17 protein-coding genes, 1 tRNA gene, 1 other RNA gene and 1 pseudogene are annotated in these 18,629 nt (G+C 72.1%); 8 read left to right on the top strand and 12 right to left on the bottom strand.

The window, feature by feature from the left end; all coding sequences use genetic code 11:
• Positions 1-39: 39 nt before the first annotated feature.
• From ACNHYB_RS13165 to ACNHYB_RS13155, 3 genes are read left to right on the top strand one after another with little or no spacing between them, the layout of a single operon-like run.
• Complete coding sequence (locus ACNHYB_RS13165; RefSeq protein WP_418275792.1) at positions 40-621, top strand: TetR/AcrR family transcriptional regulator; 582 nt, start codon at positions 40-42, stop codon at positions 619-621.
• Positions 618-1,349, top strand: a complete 732-nt coding sequence (locus ACNHYB_RS13160) for an ABC transporter ATP-binding protein (RefSeq protein WP_418275791.1) — start codon at positions 618-620, stop codon at positions 1,347-1,349. The genes ACNHYB_RS13165 and ACNHYB_RS13160 overlap by 4 nt, the downstream gene beginning before the upstream one ends.
• Positions 1,346-2,137 (top strand): hypothetical protein, encoded by a 792-nt coding sequence (locus ACNHYB_RS13155; RefSeq protein ID WP_418275790.1) that lies wholly within the window; start codon positions 1,346-1,348, stop codon positions 2,135-2,137. Before ACNHYB_RS13160 ends, ACNHYB_RS13155 begins: the two co-directional genes overlap by 4 nt.
• A 19-nt stretch (positions 2,138-2,156) precedes the next feature.
• Here the strand turns inward: ACNHYB_RS13155 and ACNHYB_RS13150 are convergent, their stop codons facing one another.
• The 11 genes and pseudogenes from ACNHYB_RS13150 to ffs all read right to left on the bottom strand — a co-directional run bounded on the left by ACNHYB_RS13150 (position 2,157) and on the right by ffs (position 13,892).
• Positions 2,157-4,847 carry a Tat pathway signal sequence domain protein gene (locus ACNHYB_RS13150; RefSeq protein WP_418275789.1) on the bottom strand — a complete coding sequence of 897 codons (2,691 nt, stop codon included), beginning with the start codon at positions 4,845-4,847 and terminating at the stop codon, positions 2,157-2,159.
• The gene (locus ACNHYB_RS13145) at positions 4,844-5,506 is read right to left on the bottom strand and encodes a DUF1961 family protein (protein ID WP_418275788.1); all 663 of its coding nucleotides are present in this window, start codon (positions 5,504-5,506) and stop codon (positions 4,844-4,846) included. The genes ACNHYB_RS13150 and ACNHYB_RS13145 overlap by 4 nt, the downstream gene beginning before the upstream one ends.
• Positions 5,503-6,207: a rhamnogalacturonan acetylesterase gene (locus ACNHYB_RS13140; RefSeq protein WP_418275787.1), complete on the bottom strand. Its 705-nt coding sequence runs from the start codon at positions 6,205-6,207 to the stop codon at positions 5,503-5,505. Before ACNHYB_RS13140 ends, ACNHYB_RS13145 begins: the two co-directional genes overlap by 4 nt.
• On the bottom strand, positions 6,207-7,091 hold the full coding sequence (locus tag ACNHYB_RS13135; RefSeq protein WP_418275786.1) for a carbohydrate ABC transporter permease: 885 nt from the start codon (positions 7,089-7,091) through the stop codon (positions 6,207-6,209). Before ACNHYB_RS13135 ends, ACNHYB_RS13140 begins: the two co-directional genes overlap by 1 nt.
• Positions 7,091-8,062, bottom strand: coding sequence for an ABC transporter permease (locus tag ACNHYB_RS13130; protein ID WP_418275785.1), 972 nt, complete (start codon positions 8,060-8,062; stop codon positions 7,091-7,093). Before ACNHYB_RS13130 ends, ACNHYB_RS13135 begins: the two co-directional genes overlap by 1 nt.
• Positions 8,063-8,125: 63 nt before the next feature.
• Complete coding sequence (locus tag ACNHYB_RS13125) at positions 8,126-9,664, bottom strand: extracellular solute-binding protein (RefSeq protein ID WP_418275784.1); 1,539 nt, start codon at positions 9,662-9,664, stop codon at positions 8,126-8,128.
• A 33-nt stretch (positions 9,665-9,697) separates the two neighbouring features.
• A complete protein-coding gene (locus ACNHYB_RS13120) occupies positions 9,698-10,351 on the bottom strand; it encodes a DUF624 domain-containing protein (protein WP_418275783.1) in 654 nt (217 codons plus the stop codon).
• Between the two features lie 231 nt (positions 10,352-10,582).
• Positions 10,583-11,182, bottom strand: coding sequence for a methionine ABC transporter permease (locus ACNHYB_RS13115; protein WP_418278052.1), 600 nt, complete (start codon positions 11,180-11,182; stop codon positions 10,583-10,585).
• Positions 11,183-11,241: 59 nt separating this feature from the next.
• Positions 11,242-12,347: pseudogene (locus tag ACNHYB_RS13110) on the bottom strand (methionine ABC transporter ATP-binding protein).
• Positions 12,348-12,441: 94 nt separating this feature from the next.
• Positions 12,442-13,404 carry a MetQ/NlpA family ABC transporter substrate-binding protein gene (locus tag ACNHYB_RS13105; RefSeq protein ID WP_418275782.1) on the bottom strand — a complete coding sequence of 321 codons (963 nt, stop codon included), beginning with the start codon at positions 13,402-13,404 and terminating at the stop codon, positions 12,442-12,444.
• A 391-nt stretch (positions 13,405-13,795) separates the two neighbouring features.
• Positions 13,796-13,892, bottom strand: an RNA gene (ffs, locus tag ACNHYB_RS13100) — signal recognition particle sRNA small type.
• Positions 13,893-14,039: 147 nt separating this feature from the next.
• Here ffs and ACNHYB_RS13095 point away from each other — a divergent pair.
• Positions 14,040-14,124: transfer RNA gene (locus ACNHYB_RS13095), tRNA-Ser, on the top strand.
• A gap of 165 nt (positions 14,125-14,289) precedes the next feature.
• Positions 14,290-14,871, top strand: coding sequence for a GNAT family N-acetyltransferase (locus ACNHYB_RS13090; protein ID WP_418275781.1), 582 nt, complete (start codon positions 14,290-14,292; stop codon positions 14,869-14,871).
• Positions 14,872-14,891: 20 nt separating this feature from the next.
• Here ACNHYB_RS13090 and ACNHYB_RS13085 read toward each other — a convergent pair whose 3' ends face one another.
• Positions 14,892-15,425 carry a hypothetical protein gene (locus tag ACNHYB_RS13085; protein ID WP_418275780.1) on the bottom strand — a complete coding sequence of 178 codons (534 nt, stop codon included), beginning with the start codon at positions 15,423-15,425 and terminating at the stop codon, positions 14,892-14,894.
• 208 nt (positions 15,426-15,633) lie between these two features.
• Between ACNHYB_RS13085 and ACNHYB_RS13080 the strand changes: the two genes are divergently transcribed.
• From ACNHYB_RS13080 to ACNHYB_RS13070, 3 genes are all read left to right on the top strand, one after another.
• Positions 15,634-17,538, top strand: coding sequence for a glycoside hydrolase family 35 protein (locus tag ACNHYB_RS13080; protein ID WP_418275779.1), 1,905 nt, complete (start codon positions 15,634-15,636; stop codon positions 17,536-17,538).
• Between the two features lie 88 nt (positions 17,539-17,626).
• Positions 17,627-17,923, top strand: a complete 297-nt coding sequence (locus ACNHYB_RS13075) for a type II toxin-antitoxin system VapB family antitoxin (RefSeq protein ID WP_418275778.1) — start codon at positions 17,627-17,629, stop codon at positions 17,921-17,923.
• A 37-nt stretch (positions 17,924-17,960) separates the two neighbouring features.
• Entirely contained in the window at positions 17,961-18,629 is a 669-nt protein-coding gene (locus ACNHYB_RS13070) for a LytR C-terminal domain-containing protein (RefSeq protein WP_418275777.1), read from the top strand.

Raw genomic sequence — 18,629 nt, 5'->3', positions numbered from 1 at the left:
ACCATGTGAGTCACTAACATTCGGTCGTACGATGGTCGGGTGGCACCGTCCCCGCGCACCCGCCGTACCCACGAGCGGCTGCAGACCGCCGCCCTGGCGCTCTTCGAGCGCCAGGGCTACACGGCCACGACCGTGACCCAGATCGCCGACGCCGCGGGCGTCACCCCGATGACCTACTTCCGGCACTTCCCCACCAAGGACGCGGTCGTGGTCACCGACCCGTTCGACCCGCTCATCGCCGAGGCCGTCATCGCCCAGCCGCGCGAGCTCGCGCCGTTCGAGCGGGTCCGGCGCGGCCTGCTCACGGCGCTCGACGACGTCGCACCCGACGCGGACGACGTCGCCCGCCGACGCGTCGCCGTCGTCGCCGCCGAACCGTCGCTGCGCCCCGCCGTCGTCGCCGCGACAGCCGCCACCGAGACCGCGATCGTCGAGCGGCTCGTCGCCGACGGCACCCCCGCGCTGGACGCCGCCGTCGCCGCGGCCGCGTGCCTGGCGGCGTGCACCGCCGCACTCCTGGCCCCGGCGCACGACACCACCGCGCCGGGCTCGCTGCACGCCCGCGTCATCCGTGCCCTCGCCGTCCTGCGCCCCACGGACACCCTCGGTGCCACGTCATGACCGCCCTGGAACTGCGCGGCGTGCACCACGCGTTCGCCGCGCGGCCGGCGCTGGACGGGCTCGACCTGACCGTGGCCGCCGGGGAGGTCGTCGCGCTCGTCGGCCTCAACGGCGCGGGCAAGACGACGGCGCTGCGGGTCCTCACCGGCCGTCTGCGCCCCGACGGCGGCAGCGCACGCGTCCACGGTGAGGACCCGGCCCGCCTCGGGCCGGACGCAGCGCGCCGGTTCGGGCACTGCGTGGGCACCGGCCTGGTCTCCCCCGACCTCACCGTCACCGAGAACCTGCACGCCGCCGCGCTGCTCCACGGACTGCCCCGCGGCGACGTCGCCGCCGCGAGCGCCGTCGTCGTCGACCGGCTCGACCTGGGCGGTTGGGCGCACGCCCACGCCCGCGCGCTGTCGGCGGGCAACGCGCAGCGGCTGGGCATCGCCTGCGCGGTGGTGCACTCCCCCGACGCGCTGGTGCTCGACGAACCGACGTCGACCCTCGACCCGCAGGGCGTCGTCCTGGTGCGGCGTTCGGTGCGGCTGCTCGCCGACGACGGCGCCGCGGTCCTGGTGTCGTCGCATCATCTCGACGAGGTCGCCCGGGTCGCCGACCGGGTGGTGGTGATGCACGCCGGGCGGGTGGTGGGCGACCTGGAACCCGGGCCCGAGATGGAGCGCCGCTTCTTCGCGGCGGTGCTCGCGGCGGACACGGGGGCGGCGCTGGGGGCCGACCGGTGAGCGGCCTCGGGACGGCGCTGCGCGTGGAGGAGATCGTCTGGCGCAGGTCGCGGGTCGCCCGGGTGGCAGCGCTGCTGCTGGCGCTGCTCCTGCCGGCGGCGTGCGTCGGGCTGGTGACGCTGGCGCGGTCCGGGGCGCTGGTGGGTGCCGGCGGGGCCAAGCTCAGCGGGTTCGGCGGCGCGGACGCTGCCACGGACCAGCTCGTGGCGGTCGGTCAGGTGGTGTCGGTCGCGGGGCTGCTCGCGGGTGGTTTCGCGCTGGCGGCGGCGTTCGGCGGGCCGTTGGCGGACGGCCGGGCGGGGAGCTGGTTCGCCCTGGCGGTGCCGCGGGGCACGACGGCGCTCGCCCGCTGCCTCGTGGTGCTGGCCGCCACGGCGGCGGGCACCCTGGCCGCCGTCGTGGTGGTGACCGGGTGCGCGGCGACGACGGCGGCCCTGGATCCCGGGACGGCCTGGGGCGACGCGCACTGGCAGGCGGCGGGTCGTGCCGTGGTCGCCGGGCCGCTGTCCGTCGCGCTGGCCGCGCCGTTCGCCGTCGTGGCGTCGTGGACGCGCAGCCCGCTGGCCACGGTGGGTGCGTTGATCGGCGTCGTGGCGCTGACCCAGGTGGTGGTCATGCTGGGGGCGGGCGCCTGGTTCCCCTACGCCGTGCCCTCCCTGTGGACGGGGACGGGCGGGGCGCAGGCGGCGGCCTCGGTCGGCCCCGGTGCGCTGGTGCTCACCGCGGCCGTCGCTCCCGCCGCCTGCGCCGCCGTCGTCGTCCGGTGGCGCCGCCTCACCGACGTGTGACGGCCGCCGGTCGCGGAGGTCAGCCGTGGCGGCCGAGCCGCTCCCCCACCAGCGCGAGGTTCTGGATCGTGGCGAGGCTGCACTGCGCGGCGTCGTTCGTGGACAGCGTGGGCGCCTCGTCGAGCGGCACGAGCACCTCCGGCGGCAGCAGGCGCACCGGGTGGAACGCCTCGGGACCCATGAACTCCCCGCCGCGGAAGTAGGACGTCCAGGCCAGGTCGCCCAGGGCGTCGTCACCCGTGTGGCGCGCGGCGTACGCGGCGAGCCGTGAGTGCGCCTGCTCCAGGTGGGTGCCGGCCGGCGCGACGCCGAGCTCGGCCTCCTGCACCTCCGGCGCGGCGAGGTAGAGGCGGCAGTACTGCAGCCACGCCTCCTTGAAGCCGGGTGCCTCGACCTGGCCGGTGTCGATGAGCGACACCAGCTCCGAGCAGATCTCCACGAGTCCGAACACGGCGGACAGGTGCGAGACGACGACACGGTCCCGGTCGGTGGCGAACCGGCCCGTGTCCAGGTCGTAGAGCCCCTCGCCGGTGAAGAACCCGTGCTTCAGCGCGCCGATGTCTCTCATGGTGCCGACCAGGCGGTCGCGGGACCGTTCGTTGCCCGTGGTCTCCCAGTCGGCCAGCCACGTCGCCGCCAGCGCGCTCCAGTCGGTGCCGAGCCCGACGGCGAGGGCGTCGCGCCGCGGGGAGTACGTGGCGGCGTCGGGGCGCACCTTGCGCGTCGGGTCGAGGCCGAGGAAGCTCCGGTCGGAGTCCCGCAGCTCCAGCATGAGGTCGCGGGTGTGCTCGTCGCCGGTGAGGACGTGGTGGAACCGCCGGTAGGCCGGCGTCGAGATCCGCACCTGCTTCGCGCTGCAGCCCCAGTGCTGCACGTTGTGCCGGGACCCGAGGCCCTGCCACGGGCCCGCGTGGTAGACGTCGACGTCCCCCGTGTGCCGCGTCATCGCCTCCGCCAGCCGGAACACGTCGGCGCGGCCGGTGCGCAGGAACGACGTCCACAGCCACAGGTCCGGCGACAGCTCGGAGTTGTCCCACGCGTAGCCGCCGACGTCGTAGCGCCACACGTGCCGGTCGCCGTCGTAGGCGTGCATGACGTCGCCGAAGTTCCAGAACCCGTACCAGGACCGCTGGTCGACCTGCCCGACGTAGAAGTCGAGCATGGTGGCGAGGCGGTCCTCCAGCTCGGCGCGTTCGGGCGTGCTGCGGTCCACCAGGTCCCAGTCGCCGAACACGCCCGCGGCGTGCAGCGCCTCCGGCGTGGGCACGAGCTGCGGGCGGGTGGCCGTGGCGGCCGCGAGCGAGGCGAGCGTCCCGGCGTCCGGCGTGGCACCGAACGCGGTGACGGTGAGCTCGTGGGTGCGGCCGATGCCGTGCGCGCTGCCGAAGCCGGGCTCGTAGTCCTCGTAGGTGATCTCCAGCGCGTCGAGCTGGTCGTCGTAGGAGTCCTGCCCGAGCCCGTCGTGGTAGAACCGCAGGTCCATCGGGGCGGCGTCGGGCGACCACAGCCACGTCGTCAGCGAGCCGACCTCGCCCGCGGCGCCCGCCACGTCGATCCCCGTCGGGTGGGACTGCCAGAAGCCGGTGAGCCCGACGGCGAGGCCGCCGCCGACGTCACCGAGGTAGGCGAGCCCCTGCGAGCGCGTGCCCTGCGCGACGTCGATCCACGGGCGGTCGGGCGCGGTGCGCTTGGTCACCGTGAACCCGTTCGCGGTGAGCTGGCGCAGCGACCAGTCCGACCAGGTGGGCACCCGGTGCAGGCGGTCGGTCACGCGCGACGACCACGTGTCCAGCGGTGGCGTCGGCCGCCCCTCGACCTGCGCGGTGCGGACCTCCGCCCCGGGGTCGCGGCGCAGACCGGTGACGCCCTGCACGGCCTCGCGCACCAGGCCGCCGTCGGCCCCCGCGAGCCGGACGTGCCGGTCGTAGGGCGCCTCGCGCAGCGGGACGTCGAACCGCAGGCCCAGCGAGGACAGGAAGTCGGCGTCGGGATCGCCGTCCCACACGAACGAGTGCACCACCCGGAACGTCGGTGCGCCGGCCGCCAGCACCAGGCGCACCGTGAACGGCAGCCACTCCCGCTCGGCGTCGCGGTGCACGCCGGTGACGCGCACGACGGCGCGCACGGGCCCCGCCTGCTCGACGACGGTGTCGTGCACCACGCCGACGGCCTCCCGGCGGGAGGCGAGGTCGGGCTCGGGCCGGTCCTGGCGGCTCGACACGAGCCGCCCGTCGCGGGCGACCTCGACGCCGTCGACGCGCAGCGACCGCACGACGGCCTCGCCGGAACGTCCGACCACGACGACGACGGCCCCGGTGTCGACCTCGATCTCGTCGTCGCGCTCGACGACGGACACACCGCCCGCGCCGTCGTCGACCGCCCCGCCGCGCGCGGCCGCGACCTCGCCACCGACCACCCGGTAGCCGTCCGACGCCGCAGCCGTGGCGCCGAGCGCCACCCCCGCCCACTTCACGCTGCCGTCCGGCCAGGTCGCCAGCGCCCACGTCTGCGCCGCCACCGGGGTGCCGTCGTCGTCCACCACCGCCAGCGCGGCCGCGTCGAGCACGACGCCCGGCCGCACCGGGACGCCGCACGTGACGCCTCCGGTCGTCAGGTCGGCGGCGGCGTCGTCCAGCCAGCGCAGCGGGACGTCCACGACGCCCTCCGTGCGCTCGCCGCGGTCGGTGTCCGGGACGGTGGTGGTGCTCATGACAGGGGGGTCACCTCGAGGTTGCGGTAGTGGGCGACGAGCGGCGCCATCTGGCGGAAGCCGAGGCGCCCGGCGCCGAGCGGCGCCGCGTCGTGGAACGTGAAGAGGGTCAGGTCGTCGATCGCGAACTGCACGGCCGCCCCGCGCTTGGTGACGCGCACGCGGTAGTGCCCGTCGGCGTCGTCGGGGCCGGGCAGCGGGTCCGCGCCCTGCGCGACCAGGTGGAAGCCGGGGCTCTTGCGCAGGTTGCAGGTGCGGAACCGTCTCTCCGTGGCCCACTTGCGGCGCAGGTAGGACACGTGCAGCGTCGACACGTCGCCCGAGTGGTACTGGGGGTAGTGGCCGGTGCGCTCGGCGAGCGACGGGTCGAACAGGTCACGCCCGTCCGTGCCCGTCGCCGCGAAGAACAGCATCGCCAGGCCGTCCCCGGCCAGCGGCCGGACGTCCCACGCGATCTCGACGTCCGCGGCGAACACCTCAGGACACCACAGCGTGAAGTGCGCGTGGTCGCCCCGGTCGGCGGCGACCAGCTCCGCCTCGTCCGCGCTGCTGGACAGCACCATCCCGCCGTCGCGGTGCTCGATCGCCACCGGCCCCTCGGCGACCCAGCCGTCGAGGTCCGACGGCCGCGCCAGGGTGCTGCGGTACACCGACGTCACGGCTGGACCAGCCAGGCGCCGAGCGGCTCGGCGGAATCGCGCGAGCCGTCGATCGCGCCGAGCGCCTCGGCGACGTACCCGGCCACCGCCCGGGCACCGGCGGTCGTGTAGTGCGTGTTGTCCCTGGCCAGCGCCGCGTCGACCTCGAGGCCGAGGTCCGCGGCGGCGCCGTGGCAGAACAGTGCCGCGGACCGCTCCGCACCGAGCCAGGTGTACAGCCACCGCGTGAACGTCGTCAGCTCGATGACGGGCACGTCGAGGTCCTTGCCGAGCGCCCGCACCGTGGCCGGGTAGGGCCCGTGCGACCAGCGCAGCGACCCGTCGTCGTCGAGCAGTCGCCGTTCCACGCTGGTGGCCAGCACCGGCCGGGCGCCCGCGGCGCGCGCCTCCGTGACGAACTCGGTGAGCCGACGCCGGTACCCGCCCTCGGCGGCGAGCTCGTCCGGGTCCTTCTGGTCGTTGTGCCCGAACTGGATCACGACGGTGTCGCCCGGCCCCAGCTCGGCGACGAGCCGGTCCCAGCGGCCCTCGTCACGGAACGACTTCGTGGTCGCCCCGCCGATCGCATGGTTGCGCACGTCGTGCGGGACGAGGGCGGCGAGCTCGTCGCCCCAGCCCAGCAGCGGGATCTCGGGGTGGCCGCTGGTGCGGCCCTCGTCGGTGGGGGCGACGGTGGAGTCGCCCGCGAGATGGATGGTCATCAGCCCTTCACACTTCCGATCAGCATGCCCTTGGCGAAGTGCTTCTGCAGGAACGGGTACGCGAGAAGCACGGGGATGGTCGCGATGATGACCACCGCGAACTTGATGCCCTGAGCGGGCGGCGGGACCTCGGTGTTGAGGTCTTCCGCGGACAACGACGCCGACGCCGTGACCTGCCGCAGGATCATCTGCAGCGTCCACTTGCTGGTGTCGCTGAGGTACAGCAGCGGCGACATGTAGTCGTTCCAGATGCCGACGGCGTAGAACAGCGCGAACGTCGCCAGCACCGGCTTCGACAGGGGCAGCACGACGTGCCACAGCACCTTCAGCTCGTTCGCGCCGTCGATCTTCGCGGCTTCCTCCAGCTCCTGCGGGAGCTGCTGGAAGAAGTTCTTGATGATGATGAGGCTGAACGGGTTGATCGCCATGGGCAGGAACAACGCCCAGTACGAGTCGAGCAGGCCCAGGTCCTTGACCACGAGGAACGTGGGGATCATGCCCGCGCTGAACACCATCGCGAAGACGATCAGGCTGAGGAACGTCCGCCGGCCCGGCAGGTCGATCTTCGACAGCGGGTAGGCCATCAGCGCGGTCAGGCCGAGCTGGATCAGCGTGCCGACGAGCGTGACGACCACGGTCGTGACGAACGCCCGCACGAAGATCTCCGACGACAGGATCGACTCGTAGGACGCGCTGGTGAACTCGTGCGGCCACAGGAAGAACGGCCGGGTGGTGATCTCGTACTCCGTGGCGAACGACCCCGCGAGCACGTACAGGAACGGCAGGAGCGCGACGAGCCCGACGACGACGAGCACGACGACGTTGACGACGTCGAAGGCACGCCCGGCGCGCGTGTTGAAGCGCTGGTAGGTCGTCGATGCCATCAGAAGATCCCTTGCTGGTTGAACCGCTTGGCGAGCCAGTTGGTGCCGAAGATGAGGATCACGCCGACGATCGCCTTGGACAGGCCCACCGCCGTCGAGTAGCTGTAGGCGCCCTGCTGGATACCGGTGAAGTAGACGTAGGTGTCGAAGACGTCGGCGACCGACCGGTTCAGCGCGTTCGACATGAGGTAGATCTGCTCGAACCCGGTGTTGAGGATCTCGCCGGTCTGCAGGATGAGCATGACCACGATGGTCGGGCGGATCGCGGGCAGCGTGACGTGCCAGGTGCGCTGCCAACGTCCCGCACCGTCGATGATCGCGGCCTCGTACTGCTCCTGGTCCACGCCGGCGAGCGCCGCGAGGAAGATGATGGTGCCCCAGCCGGTGCTCTTCCAGATGCCCTGCAGCAGGATGAGCGGCCGGAACCAGTCCGGGTCGGTGAGGAAGTCGGTGTTGGTGCCGAAGATCCCGTTCAACGACGTCCACAGGGGGCCCGTGTCGACGGCGAAGAGCAGCGTCGTCAGGGACACCACCACGGTCCAGGACAGGAAGTGGGGGATGTAGACCAGCGTCTGCACCGTGCGCTTGAGGATCGACAGCCGCAGCTCGTTGAGCAGCAGCGCCAGGATGATCGTCAGCGGGAACGCGATGCACAGCCCGAGAGCCGCGAGGATGAGGGTGTTCGCGAGCAGGCGGGGGAAGTCCGGGTTGGTGAAGAAGTCCTCGAAGTGCTTCAGCCCCACCCACGGGCTGCCGTCGATGCCGAGGAACGGCACGTAGTCCTTGAACGCGATGCGCGCGCCCCACATCGGCCAGAACCGGAACAGGACGAAGTAGACGATGCCGGGGAGCATCATCAGGAACAGCCAGCGGTAGCGAACGACGCGGGACACGACCGTGCTGCGACGGCGTGGTGCGGGTGGTGTCGAGGTGGCCGCGGCGGCGGCCTGGACGTCGGCGACGGTGGTCACGATGTCTCCTAGCGATCAGGCGGTGCCGGGCGGCCGCAGCAGTGCGGCCGCCCGGCACCCACGTCAGCCGAGCTCGGCGTAGAGCTCGTTGATCTCGGTGGTGACCTGATCGCCACCGGTCTCGCGCCAGCGCTGGATCGCCGCGTCGAGCCCGGCCTCGTCGATCTGCCCGGCGAGGTACTGCACGCGGGCGTCCGCCACGATGAGGTCGAGCTGGGCGCCCTGGCTCATGTACGTCTCGGAGATCAGCGGGGCGGCCGGGTTGAAGACCGCGTTCTGCAGGTCCTCGGCCTGGAGGTCGAGGCGCTCCTGGGCGAGCTCCTGGTCGTACTCCGTCTCCGGCTCGGGGAGGTAGTTCAGCGTGCCGGGCACGTTCATGCCGAGCTGCGCCCACGATCCGGCGACCTGCTCCTGGTACTCGGCCTGCTCCGGCGGCACGACGGCGTAGCCGTCCTCGACGGTGTACGTCTCGCCCTCGATGCCGTTGGTGATCAGGTCCTGGCCCTCCTTGGTGTTGAGGGTGTCGAGCACCTTCAGCACCTGCTCGAGCTGCTCCTCGGTCCGGACGTTGGTCTTCGGGATCGCGAGGAAGCCGGAGTAGCCCGCCGTGGGCAGGGCGTAGGTCCCGTGGGGGCCTTCGAGCTGGCCGACGAGCTCGACCTTCTCGTCGTAGGTGTCCGGGTCCTCGTCCTTGAAGAGCCCGGCGAGCTGCGAGGCGCGGGACTGGACGTCGATGATGATGCCGCCCTTGCCGTTGAGGAACGGCTCGTTCCAGGTGGCGGGGTCCATGGTGGCGTAGTCGGAGTTGATGTAGCCGCCGTCGACGAGCTCGCGCTCGTACTCCACGGCCTCCTTCCACTCCGGGGTGGTGAACGTGGGGACGAGCTCGCCGCCGTCGTCCTTCCAGACGTTGCCGGCGCCGTGCCAGACCTCGAGCGTGTCGTAGGGGCTGGACGACCCGATGCCGCCGGGCCACTGCGGCACGATCAGGCCGTACGTGTCGTCCTCGCCGTTGCCGTCGGGGTCGTCCTCGGTGAAGGCCTTGGCGATCTCCATGAGGTCGTCGGTGGTCTCCGGCACGTCGAGGCCGAGGTTCGCCAGCCAGTCCTTGCGGATGATCACGCAGGTTCGGATGACGTCGCGCGCCCGGTAGATGCCGTACACCTTGCCGTTGACGCTGGCGGCCTCCTGGACCTCCGGCGTCTCCGGGACCAGGTGGGGGTACTCGCCGGAGGCGAGGTACTCGGTGAGGTCCCAGAAGCCGCCGGCCTCGGCGGTGGAGACGAAGCTCTGGTCCTTGCCCTGGACGACCATGACGTCGGGGATGTTGTCACCGGCGAGGACCACGTTGGTGCGTTCGCCGTACTCCGCGTTCGGCACCCACTGCACGTCGAGCGGCATGCCCACCAGGTCGGCGAGCGCCGCGCCGACGGCGTCGTCGTCCTCCGGCGGGACGGCGGAGAAGTAGGGCGACATGACGGTGAGCGACTCGAGGGCCGCACCGTCGGAGCCGCCGCCCTCGGTGTCGCCGCCGCTGCAGGCGGTCAGGACGAGGCTGCCGGCGGCGAGGGCCGCCAGCGGTGCCAGACGTCGGATGCGCATGGTGTCTTCCTTTCGTTCGAGCGTCGTCGTCGATCACTCGGGGGTCGTGGCCGTCACGTTCCGGTCGTTGGCGGCGTAGAAGGACAGGCTCAGCGCGGTGCAGAGGTACACCCAGGCGCCGAGGGAGATGACGGGCAGCAGGCCGGGGACCATCGCGGTGACGACGACGGCGAGCGCGGTCGTGGCGGCCAGCAGGAGCGGCGCGCCGGGGAACCGGATCATGAAGGCCCAGGCGAGGCGCACGCAGTCGCGGCGACGCAGGTCGTAGTGGGCGTCCATGGTCAGGGTGAGCAGGACGTGCAGCACGCAGAGCGCGGCGACGACGGCGAGGCCCACCACCAGCAGCGCCGGGGCCGTGCCCTGCAGCGCCAGGTGGCTGGTGGCGAGCAGGGCGAGGGTGACGGCGGCGGGGGCGGTGAGGAGGTTGGCGTGCAGGAAGCCGCGGGCCCAGGCGCGGGCGAAGGCTCGCACGGGCAGCACGCGGCGGCCGCGGAGCCGGTCACGGCTGCAGGCGGCGGCTGCTGCGAGGGCAGGTGCCCAGCCGAGGACGACGCCGCCCGCGAGGGTGAAGACGATCAGGAGCAGGTTGAGGACCCCGGCGAACACGATGGTGTCGACCGTCTCGTACCAGCGGGGCATCGTGCGTGCGCTGGTGTCGACCGTTGCGGTCGTCGACGTGGCCGTCATGGCCCCTCCTCATCTCCATCGATGTATGGGCGAGGCGGTCCTCACCCGGTCCGTTCCGTCCGACCGCCGTGGTCGGCACTGGGAAAGCCTTTCCCCGCGTTGAATGGATTCAGAGTAGGGAGGAACCAGTTGCCCGTCAAGACGGTCCTCACCCGCTCCGGGCGCACCGGCGACGCCGATCCTCACGCTCCGCGCCCCGCGGGAGCAGGAGGATCCGCGCCGCCGGGCGGGTCAGCGGTGCTGCGCCCGCCGCGCCAGCAGGTTCCCCAGCCCCTGGACCACCTGCACGATCACGATGATGATCACCACGACGATCGCCGTCGTCGCCCAGTCGTACTGCCGGTAGCCGTGCACGATGGCGAAGTCGCCCAGCCCGCCACCGCCCAGGTACCCCGCGATGGCCGACATGTCGAGCACCCCGACGAACAGGAACGTGTACCCGAGGATCAGCGGCGACAGCGCCTCGGGGATCAGCACGGTGCGCACGATCCGCAACGGGGACGCACCCATGGCGCGTGCCGCCTCGACCACCCCCGGGTCGATGGACACCAGGTTCTGCTCCACGAGGCGCGCGAACACGAACGACGCCATCACGCACATCGCGAACGTGAACGCCTCGATGCCGATCGTGGAGCCCACGACCGTCCTCGTCACCGGCCCCAGCGCGACGAGGAAGATGATGAACGGGATCGGCCGCACGATGTTCACGGCCACGTCGATCACGGCGAACACGCCCCGGTGGGCCAGCAGGTTCCCCGGCCTCGACAGGTAGAGGCCGAGGCCGATCAGCAGGCCGAAGAACCCGCCCACCACGATCGCGATGCCCACCATCCACCACGTCTGCAGGAACGCCTCCCACAGCAGCGGCCCGAGCCGGGCCCAGTCGGTGCTCACAGGACGCCCCCTTCCACGGCGCCGACCGTGCGCGGCACGACGGCGGTGGTCTCGTCACGCGGAGCGCGCACGGTCCCGTGGTCGGCGAGGTCCGTGACGGCCCGCAGGCCCGCCACCGCCGACCCCACCGCGGCGTCGGCGCCGACGAGCTCAAGCGTCAGCGAACCGTAGGGACGCTCGGCCACCTCGGTGATGCCGCCGAACACCACGGTGCCGTCGACGTCGTGCTCGCGCAGCACGTGGGCGACGCGCGCGGACGAGCCGTTCACGTCGTCGACCCCGACGGTGACGAGGCGACCGGGATGCCGTTCGCGGAGCCGGCCGAGCACGGCCGCCGACGGCCGGTCCTTGAGCGCGGTGGACACGAACCGGCGCGTCACCGGCTCGCGAGGGGCGCTGAAGACCTGGTAGGTGTCGCCGAGCTCGACGACCCGGCCACGCTCCATCACCGCGACGCGGTGACAGATGGAGCGCACCACGTCCATCTCGTGCGTGATGACCACGACGGTGATGCCGAGCTCACGGTTGACGCGCTGGAGCAGCCCGAGGACGTCGGCAGTGGTCTCCGGGTCGAGGGCCGACGTCGCCTCGTCGGCGAGGAGGATCTTCGGGTCGGTCGCCAGCGCCCGGGCGATGCCGACGCGCTGCTTCTGCCCGCCGGACAGCTGCGACGGGTGGACGTCGGCCTTGTCGGCGATGCCGACGAAGTCGAGCAGCTCGCGCACCCGCTCACGACGGCGGGCCCGGGACCACCCGGCGACCTCGAGCGGGTAGGCGACGTTGCCCGTCACCGTGCGCGACGAGAGCAGGTTGAACTGCTGGAAGATCATGCCGATCCCGGCGCGGACGGGGCGCAGACGGGCCTCGGACAGTCCGGTCAGGTCGACGCCGTCGACGACGACGGCGCCGCTCGTCGGCACCTCCAGGGCGTTGACCAGCCGCACCAGGGTGGACTTGCCGGCACCGGAGTACCCGATGACGCCGAAGATCTCCCCGCACGGACGTCGAGCGTGACGCTCTCGACGGCGCGCACCTCGACGTCCCTGCCCCGGGACGCGAAGACCTTCGTGGCCTCGCGGAAGCTGATGATGGGCTCGCTCACGACTCTCCTGTTCGACGGCCCGCGAGGTGGCACGGGAGCAGTGCCTCCGGTGCCACCTCGCGGGGCGGTTGCTGCCTGGCGGGGAGGGCAGCGGTCACTGTGCGGCGAGGTCGGTCTCGATCTCGTCGAGGATGCCCTGCAGGTCGGCGGCGTCGTTGTCCTTGATGACGCCGGTCCCGCCGGACGCCTCGAGCACACCCTCGGTGACCTCCGGAGAGTGGTAGATGTCCACGAGCTGGTTGAGCGTCTCGTCGTCGGCGTCCTGCGCACGGGACACCCAGATGTTGATGTACGGCTCGGCCGCGGAGGCGTCGGGGTCGTCGGAGTAGATCGCGTCGTCGGACGTGAGCCCGGCCTCGCCGACGAAGTCGTTGTTGATGATGGAGGCGTCGACGTCCTGCAGCGCGAGCGCCGTCTGGGCGGCGTCGACGGGCGTGACGGTGACCTTCGAGGACTCGGCGATCACGTCGGACGGCGTGGAGAACGAGTTGCCGCCGTCCTCCAGCGTGACGAGTCCGGCCTCCTGGAGCACCAGCAGGGCGCGCGCCTGGTTGGTGTCGTCGTTGGGGATGGCGACCTCGCCGCCCTCGGGGATCTCCTCGACGGAGCCGTGGGTGGCCGAGTACAGGGCGAGGGGGTAGACGGCGGTGGCCCCGATCGGGGTGAGGTCGCTGCCCGAGGCCACGTTGTAGCCGGCCAGGAACTGCAGGTGCTGGAACTGGTTGAGGTCCAGGTCGCCGTCGGTGAGCCCCTGGTTGGGCAGCTGGTAGTCGGAGAAGTTCACGATCTCGACGGCGATGCCCTCGGCCTCGGCGGCCTCGGTGAACGTGGTCCAGTAGTCCTCGCCGGAGGAGACGACGCCGATGCGGATCGGGTCCTCGGCGGACCCGGCGGCCGAGCCCTCGGCGGCGACGTCGCTGCCGGGGGCTGCGCAGGCGGTGAGGGTGAGCGCGACGGCGGCGAGCGCGATCCCGGCGCGGGTGGCGGTGCGCACGGTGGTGCGAACGGCGGTCCGGGCGGCGGGGCGGGCGGCGGGGCGGGCGGCGTAGCGGGACATGGTGGGTCCTTTCGCGGATGGGCAGGGTGGTGCCCGAGGCAGGGTGGTGCGGCAGCCACGGCCATCAGCGCGGGGCGAGCGCGGGTGTGCCCGGCGAACCGGGCCGGGACGACGGCGGTGCCGTCGTCGTGCGGTCAGCAGCAGGTCAGCGGACGACGCACATTCGCCCCGCGAGGCACGCCCGACAGCACAGGGCGCAGGGCGCGGCCATGGGCGCGCTGCTCGGTGTGCGGGAGGCGTGGCGGGTCATGGCCCCAGGCGATCACGCGGATTCGCGGTTCACCAACTCACCCACGGTGAAATCTCGCATCGCGGACATAGGCGCGCTCATATCGCGAGATGGTGTGAGGGACGCCACTCGTGAAGCGGCCCTCGGACCCCTTCTGGGCAAAGAGAGGACCCCTCGCACACCCACCAGAGCTCACTTACCCTTGCTGCCTTCCGGCCCTGGGGGAGTTCGGCGAGATGGTGCCGCACGAGGGGTCTGCCCCCACCCTAACGGAGACCTGCCGCCAACCCGAAACCGCCGACGTCGTCGGGTCGCGCACCTCACATCCGGCCGATTCGAAGTCGGGGCCCGGTGTCGGCTATCCTTCTCAGGTTGCCTGCGCAGACGTGCTGTGGGCGGCACCAGAGGAGGATTCGCCTAGCGGCCTATGGCGCACGCTTGGAAAGCGTGTTGGGTTCACGCCCTCGGGGGTTCGAATCCCCCATCCTCCGCCGAGAAGGCCCCGGGAACCGCAAGGTTCCCGGGGCCTTTTGGCGCCCGCCGACGGCTCGGCCCGCGGGCCCACCCCCACGGCTCTCGCCCGACGCACCCACCCGGGGCGTGCAGAGGTACGTTGGAATGACGAGTTCTCCAGGCAAGCCCTCCAGGAGGGACCCATGAGCACGGACATCGAGGTCCGGCCGGCGAGCACGTACGACGACGTACGGACCCTCGTCGGCCCGAAGCGCCCGGGCGCGAACGTCTGCTTCTGCCTGAGCTACCGGATCGGCTCGGCCGAGAACCAGGACCTGCGCGGGACGGCACGCGCGGACCGGGTCCGCGAGCTGTGCGCCGAGGATCCCGCGCCGGGCGTCATCGCGTACGACGGCAGCGAGCCGGTGGCCTGGGCCGCGATCCACCCGCGGTCGGACACCTCGTTCGCGACCAACCGCAAGATCCCGCACGTCGACGACCTGCCCGTCTGGTCGCTGTGGTGCGTGCGCGTTCGCCCCGGGCACCGCAAGCAGGGGCTGACCCGTCCGCTGATCGAGGGAGCGGTCGAGTTCGCCCGCGCCGCGGGGGCGCCCGTCGTGGAGGCCTACCCGGTCGACAACGGCACCGAACGGGTCGATCTGACGATGGCGTACGTCGGCACCAGGGCGATGTTCGCCGACGCCGGTTTCACCTGGGCCGCCGACACGTCGTCGGTCCTCAACGGGTTCCCGCGCGTGCTGATGCGACGCGACCTGCGTCGCTGACCCGCCCGCGTCGACTCTCCCTACTCGTCGATGGAGGCCGCCTCGATCGACCGCACCGCCGCCTCTCTCAGGGCCTCCTGCAGCTCAGGCAGCCGGATCGTCCGTGCCATCGCCTCGAAGGTGAGTCCGCCGGCGACCAGGGCAGCGCCGAGTCGTAGGTGAACGTCCTCCTGCGGCCGTGGGGGCCTCTCCCACGGAACGAGCCGCCACCATCCAGCCGGCAGGACGAGACCGGGCGGGCGGCCTTCGATCCCCCATCCGTCATCCATGACCGAACGCAAGAACTCATGCCCGGTACCTGACTGCGCCTGCACCACCGACGCGGCATCGGCGAGACGCATCGCCAGCTGAACCACCGAGAACTGCAGACGTCGATCGTCGTCGCGCCGTCCACCGCGTGATCCCCAAGGGTCCGGCAGCGGTCCACCATGAGATTCCGGCCACGGGAAGGGAAAGAGGTCGGGGGGGATCGGGGGTTCGAAGTCGTCCGGATCGAAGCACGGACGGAAGTAGCAGTGCAGTGCGGGGTGGATATAGGTGGTCATCCTGGCCACGAGTAGCTCATTCATCGGTCCTCGCCCTCCGGGCGCTGCGGAACTGAACGGCTGAACACGTCTCTGAAGCGTGTGTGGACGTGACCGTCGACGCCGGCCCGTCGAAGAGCGGTGGCGACCGCTGCACATGGCGTCCTTTCATCGAACACCCGAGCAGGTTCGACGTCAACGTCGTTCCAGGGCACGACGTCCATGATTGAATCGGTTCATGCGCTCCTTCGACATCGGTGCCGAAGACTTCCTCCTCGACGGCGAGCCCCTGCAGATCATCAGCGGCGCCCTGCACTACTTCCGCGTCCACCCCGACCAGTGGGCGGACCGCCTGCGCAAGGCCCGCGCGATGGGCCTCAACACCGTCGAGACGTACGTCGCCTGGAACCTCCACTCCCCCGACCCCGGCACGTTCCGCACCGACGGCCGCCGCGACCTGGGCAGGTTCCTCGACCTGGTCGCCGCCGAGGGCCTGCACGCCATCGTGCGCCCCGGGCCGTACATCTGCGCCGAGTGGACCGGCGGCGGGCTTCCCGCCTGGCTGTTCGCCGACCCGGACGTCGGGGTGCGACGCGCAGAACCACGCTTCCTGGCGGCGATCGGCGAGTACTACGCGTCGCTCGCGCCGATCCTCGCGCCCCGGCAGGCATCCCGCGGCGGCCCCGTGCTCATGGTCCAGGTGGAGAACGAGTACGGCGCCTACGGCACGGACCCCGTCGAGGAGCGCCGCCGCTACCTGCGCACGCTCGCCGCGATGCTGCGCGACCTCGGGATCGACGTCCCGCTGTTCACCTCCGACCAGGCGAACGACCACCATCTCGCGGCGGGCTCGCTGCCCGAGCTGTTGACGACGGCGAACTTCGGCTCACGCAGCACCGAACGGCTCGCCACCCTGCGACGCCACCAGCCGGACGGGCCGCTGATGTGCATGGAGTACTGGAACGGCTGGTTCGACACCGTCGGTCAGCCCCACCACGTCACCGACCCTGTCGCCGTCGCCCGGGACCTCGACGACCTCCTCGCGGCCGGCGCCTCGGTGAACCTCTACATGTTCCACGGCGGCACCAACTTCGGTCTCACCTCCGGCGCCAACCACCAGGGCACCTACCTGCCCGTCACGACGTCCTACGACTACGACGCCCCCCTGGCCGAGCACGGCGCCCCGACGCCGAAGTACGCGGCGCTGCGTGACGTGATCGCCCGGTACGCGCCCCGCCCCGGGGCCGGCCCAGCGCCCGCGAGCCCGGCGCCCGCGGCATCCGCGAGCCCGGCACCCGCCGCCGTCGACGGCGGTTCCGGCGGCGTCGACGTGCCGGTGGCGCTCGCGCGCACCCTGCGCCTCACCGACGTCGACGACCTGCTGGGCCCGTGGACCGCCGCCGACCGGCTGCCGTCGCACGACGACGTCGGCGCGTGGGACGGGTTCGTGCAGTACCGCACGCAGGTCTCGGCCGACGACGCCGTGCTGGTGGTCGACGAGGTGCGCGACCGCGCGATCGTGTTCCTGGACGACTCCCCCGTCGGCGTGCTGGACCGCACCACGCACGCGTTCGCCGTCGCGCTGCCGCCGCGCGCGGGAACCCTGACGCTGCTGGTCGAGGACCAGGGCCGCGTGAACTACGGGCCGCGCATCGGCGAGGCCAAGGGCGTCGTCGGGCCGGTCCGGACGGCTCGGCGCGAGCTCACGGCGTGGGAGGTGCGACCGTTGCGGTTCGACGTCGACGACGCGCTGGACCCCGCGGTGGCGGACGCGCTGCGCGCCGCACCGACCCACGGTCCGGCGCAGGACGACCCCGTTCACGACGACCCGGCTCCGCACGCTCCGGCGACGACGCGACCCGTGGCCGGCCCGGTCCTGGCGCACGGCGAGGTCCCGTCGGGCCGGGTCGCGGCGGGCGTCGACCTGTTCCTGCGCCTGGACGGCTGGACCCGGGGGGTGGTCTGGTTCAACGGCTTCTGCCTGGGCCGTCACACCGGCGCGGGTCCGGCCCGGACGCTGTACGTGCCCGGGCCGCTCGTGCGAGGTTCCGGTGAAGAGGTCGTGGTGCTGGAGCTGCACGGCGCCGCCGCCCCCCTTGTGACGCTCGTGACCGCGCCTGACCTAGGATCGACCGACGGATGACGTCTCGACAGAATACGTGGCCGTATCGTCATCGCCTCTTGAAGATAATTCACCCGGTCGGGCTGCCGCTGCCCCTACGATGGCAGCCATGATCTTCAAGGCCGTAGGTGAAGGGCGCCCGTACCCGGACCACGGACGCGACGCCAGCGGCAACTGGTCCGACGTCCCGCCGCGCCAGGTGCGCCTCGACGAGCTCGTCACCACCAAGCGCAACCTCGACCTGGGGGCCCTGCTCGCCGACGACTCGACGTTCTTCGGCGACCTCTTCGCCCACGTCGTGGAGTACCGCGGCATCCTCTACCTGGAGGACGGACTGCACCGGGCCGTGCGCGCCGCGCTGCAGCAGCGCCCCATCCTGCACGCACGTGTCCTCACCGTGAGTTGACCCCTCTGATTTCGGCGAACTCGGGTAGTTTCGTCGCGTGACCACACCAGCCCAGGACCCCGTACGGGTCTCTCGCCGTCGCCGCAAGCACGAACGGCAGGCCGTGGTCTTCGGGGTCCTGATCGCATTCCTGGTGATCGCCGGCCTCGGGGCCGCGGCGATCTACTCGGGCACGATCACCGCGCCCTTCTCCGAGCCGATCAAGTCCCCCAGCCCGCCCACCGCGACCATGCAGCCGGTCTGCCTGCCCGAGACCGCGGACGGCACCCCGCCCGTCCCGTACGAGGACGTCCGGGTGCGCGTCTACAACGGGGCCGACCCCCGGTTCGCCCTCGCCGGCGCCAACGAGGACGTGCTCGCCGACCGCGGCTTCGACATCCGTGACACGGGCGACTTCTCCCGGTTGATCGTCGGAACCTCGGAGATCCGCTACGGCCTCACCGGTGTCGCCGAGGCGTACACGCTCGCGGCGCAGTTCGGTGACATCGAGCTCATCCTGGACGACCGCGAGGGCGGCGTCGTGGACCTCGTCGTCGGCCCCGAGTGGGTCGAGCCCCTCCCCGAGGACCAGGTCCCGCTCGCCGCGGGCGAGCCGATGGAGAACCTGCCGGGCTGCCTGCCCGCCGACCAGCTCACCCCCGTCGAGCGGGAGTACGGCCTGGGCCGCGAGCCCGACGCCGACGTCACCGAGGTGGCACCCGAGTAG

Origin of the sequence: Isoptericola jiangsuensis, assembly GCF_048320105.1 — a bacterium.
Taxonomy (GTDB): Bacteria; Actinomycetota; Actinomycetes; order Actinomycetales; family Cellulomonadaceae; genus Isoptericola; species Isoptericola jiangsuensis_A.
Note: the sequence above shows the minus strand (reverse complement) of the source record. Positions and strands in the feature narration are given on the sequence as shown.

What these genes read in the sequence shown, in the direction of transcription:
- ACNHYB_RS13160 (WP_418275791.1), top strand. Translation starts at nt 618, where the DNA reads ATGACCGCCCTGGAACTGCGCGGCGTGCACCACGCGTTCGCCGCGCGG.
- ACNHYB_RS13150 (WP_418275789.1), bottom strand. Translation starts at nt 4,847, where the DNA reads ATGAGCACCACCACCGTCCCGGACACCGACCGCGGCGAGCGCACGGAG.
- ACNHYB_RS13140 (WP_418275787.1), bottom strand. Translation starts at nt 6,207, where the DNA reads ATGACCATCCATCTCGCGGGCGACTCCACCGTCGCCCCCACCGACGAG.
- ACNHYB_RS13135 (WP_418275786.1), bottom strand. Translation starts at nt 7,091, where the DNA reads ATGGCATCGACGACCTACCAGCGCTTCAACACGCGCGCCGGGCGTGCC.
- ACNHYB_RS13125 (WP_418275784.1), bottom strand. Translation starts at nt 9,664, where the DNA reads ATGCGCATCCGACGTCTGGCACCGCTGGCGGCCCTCGCCGCCGGCAGC.
- ACNHYB_RS13120 (WP_418275783.1), bottom strand. Translation starts at nt 10,351, where the DNA reads ATGACGGCCACGTCGACGACCGCAACGGTCGACACCAGCGCACGCACG.
- ACNHYB_RS13115 (WP_418278052.1), bottom strand. Translation starts at nt 11,182, where the DNA reads ATGGTGGGCATCGCGATCGTGGTGGGCGGGTTCTTCGGCCTGCTGATC.
- ACNHYB_RS13105 (WP_418275782.1), bottom strand. Translation starts at nt 13,404, where the DNA reads ATGTCCCGCTACGCCGCCCGCCCCGCCGCCCGCCCCGCCGCCCGGACC.
- ACNHYB_RS13090 (WP_418275781.1), top strand. Translation starts at nt 14,290, where the DNA reads ATGAGCACGGACATCGAGGTCCGGCCGGCGAGCACGTACGACGACGTA.
- ACNHYB_RS13080 (WP_418275779.1), top strand. Translation starts at nt 15,634, where the DNA reads ATGCGCTCCTTCGACATCGGTGCCGAAGACTTCCTCCTCGACGGCGAG.
- ACNHYB_RS13075 (WP_418275778.1), top strand. Translation starts at nt 17,627, where the DNA reads ATGATCTTCAAGGCCGTAGGTGAAGGGCGCCCGTACCCGGACCACGGA.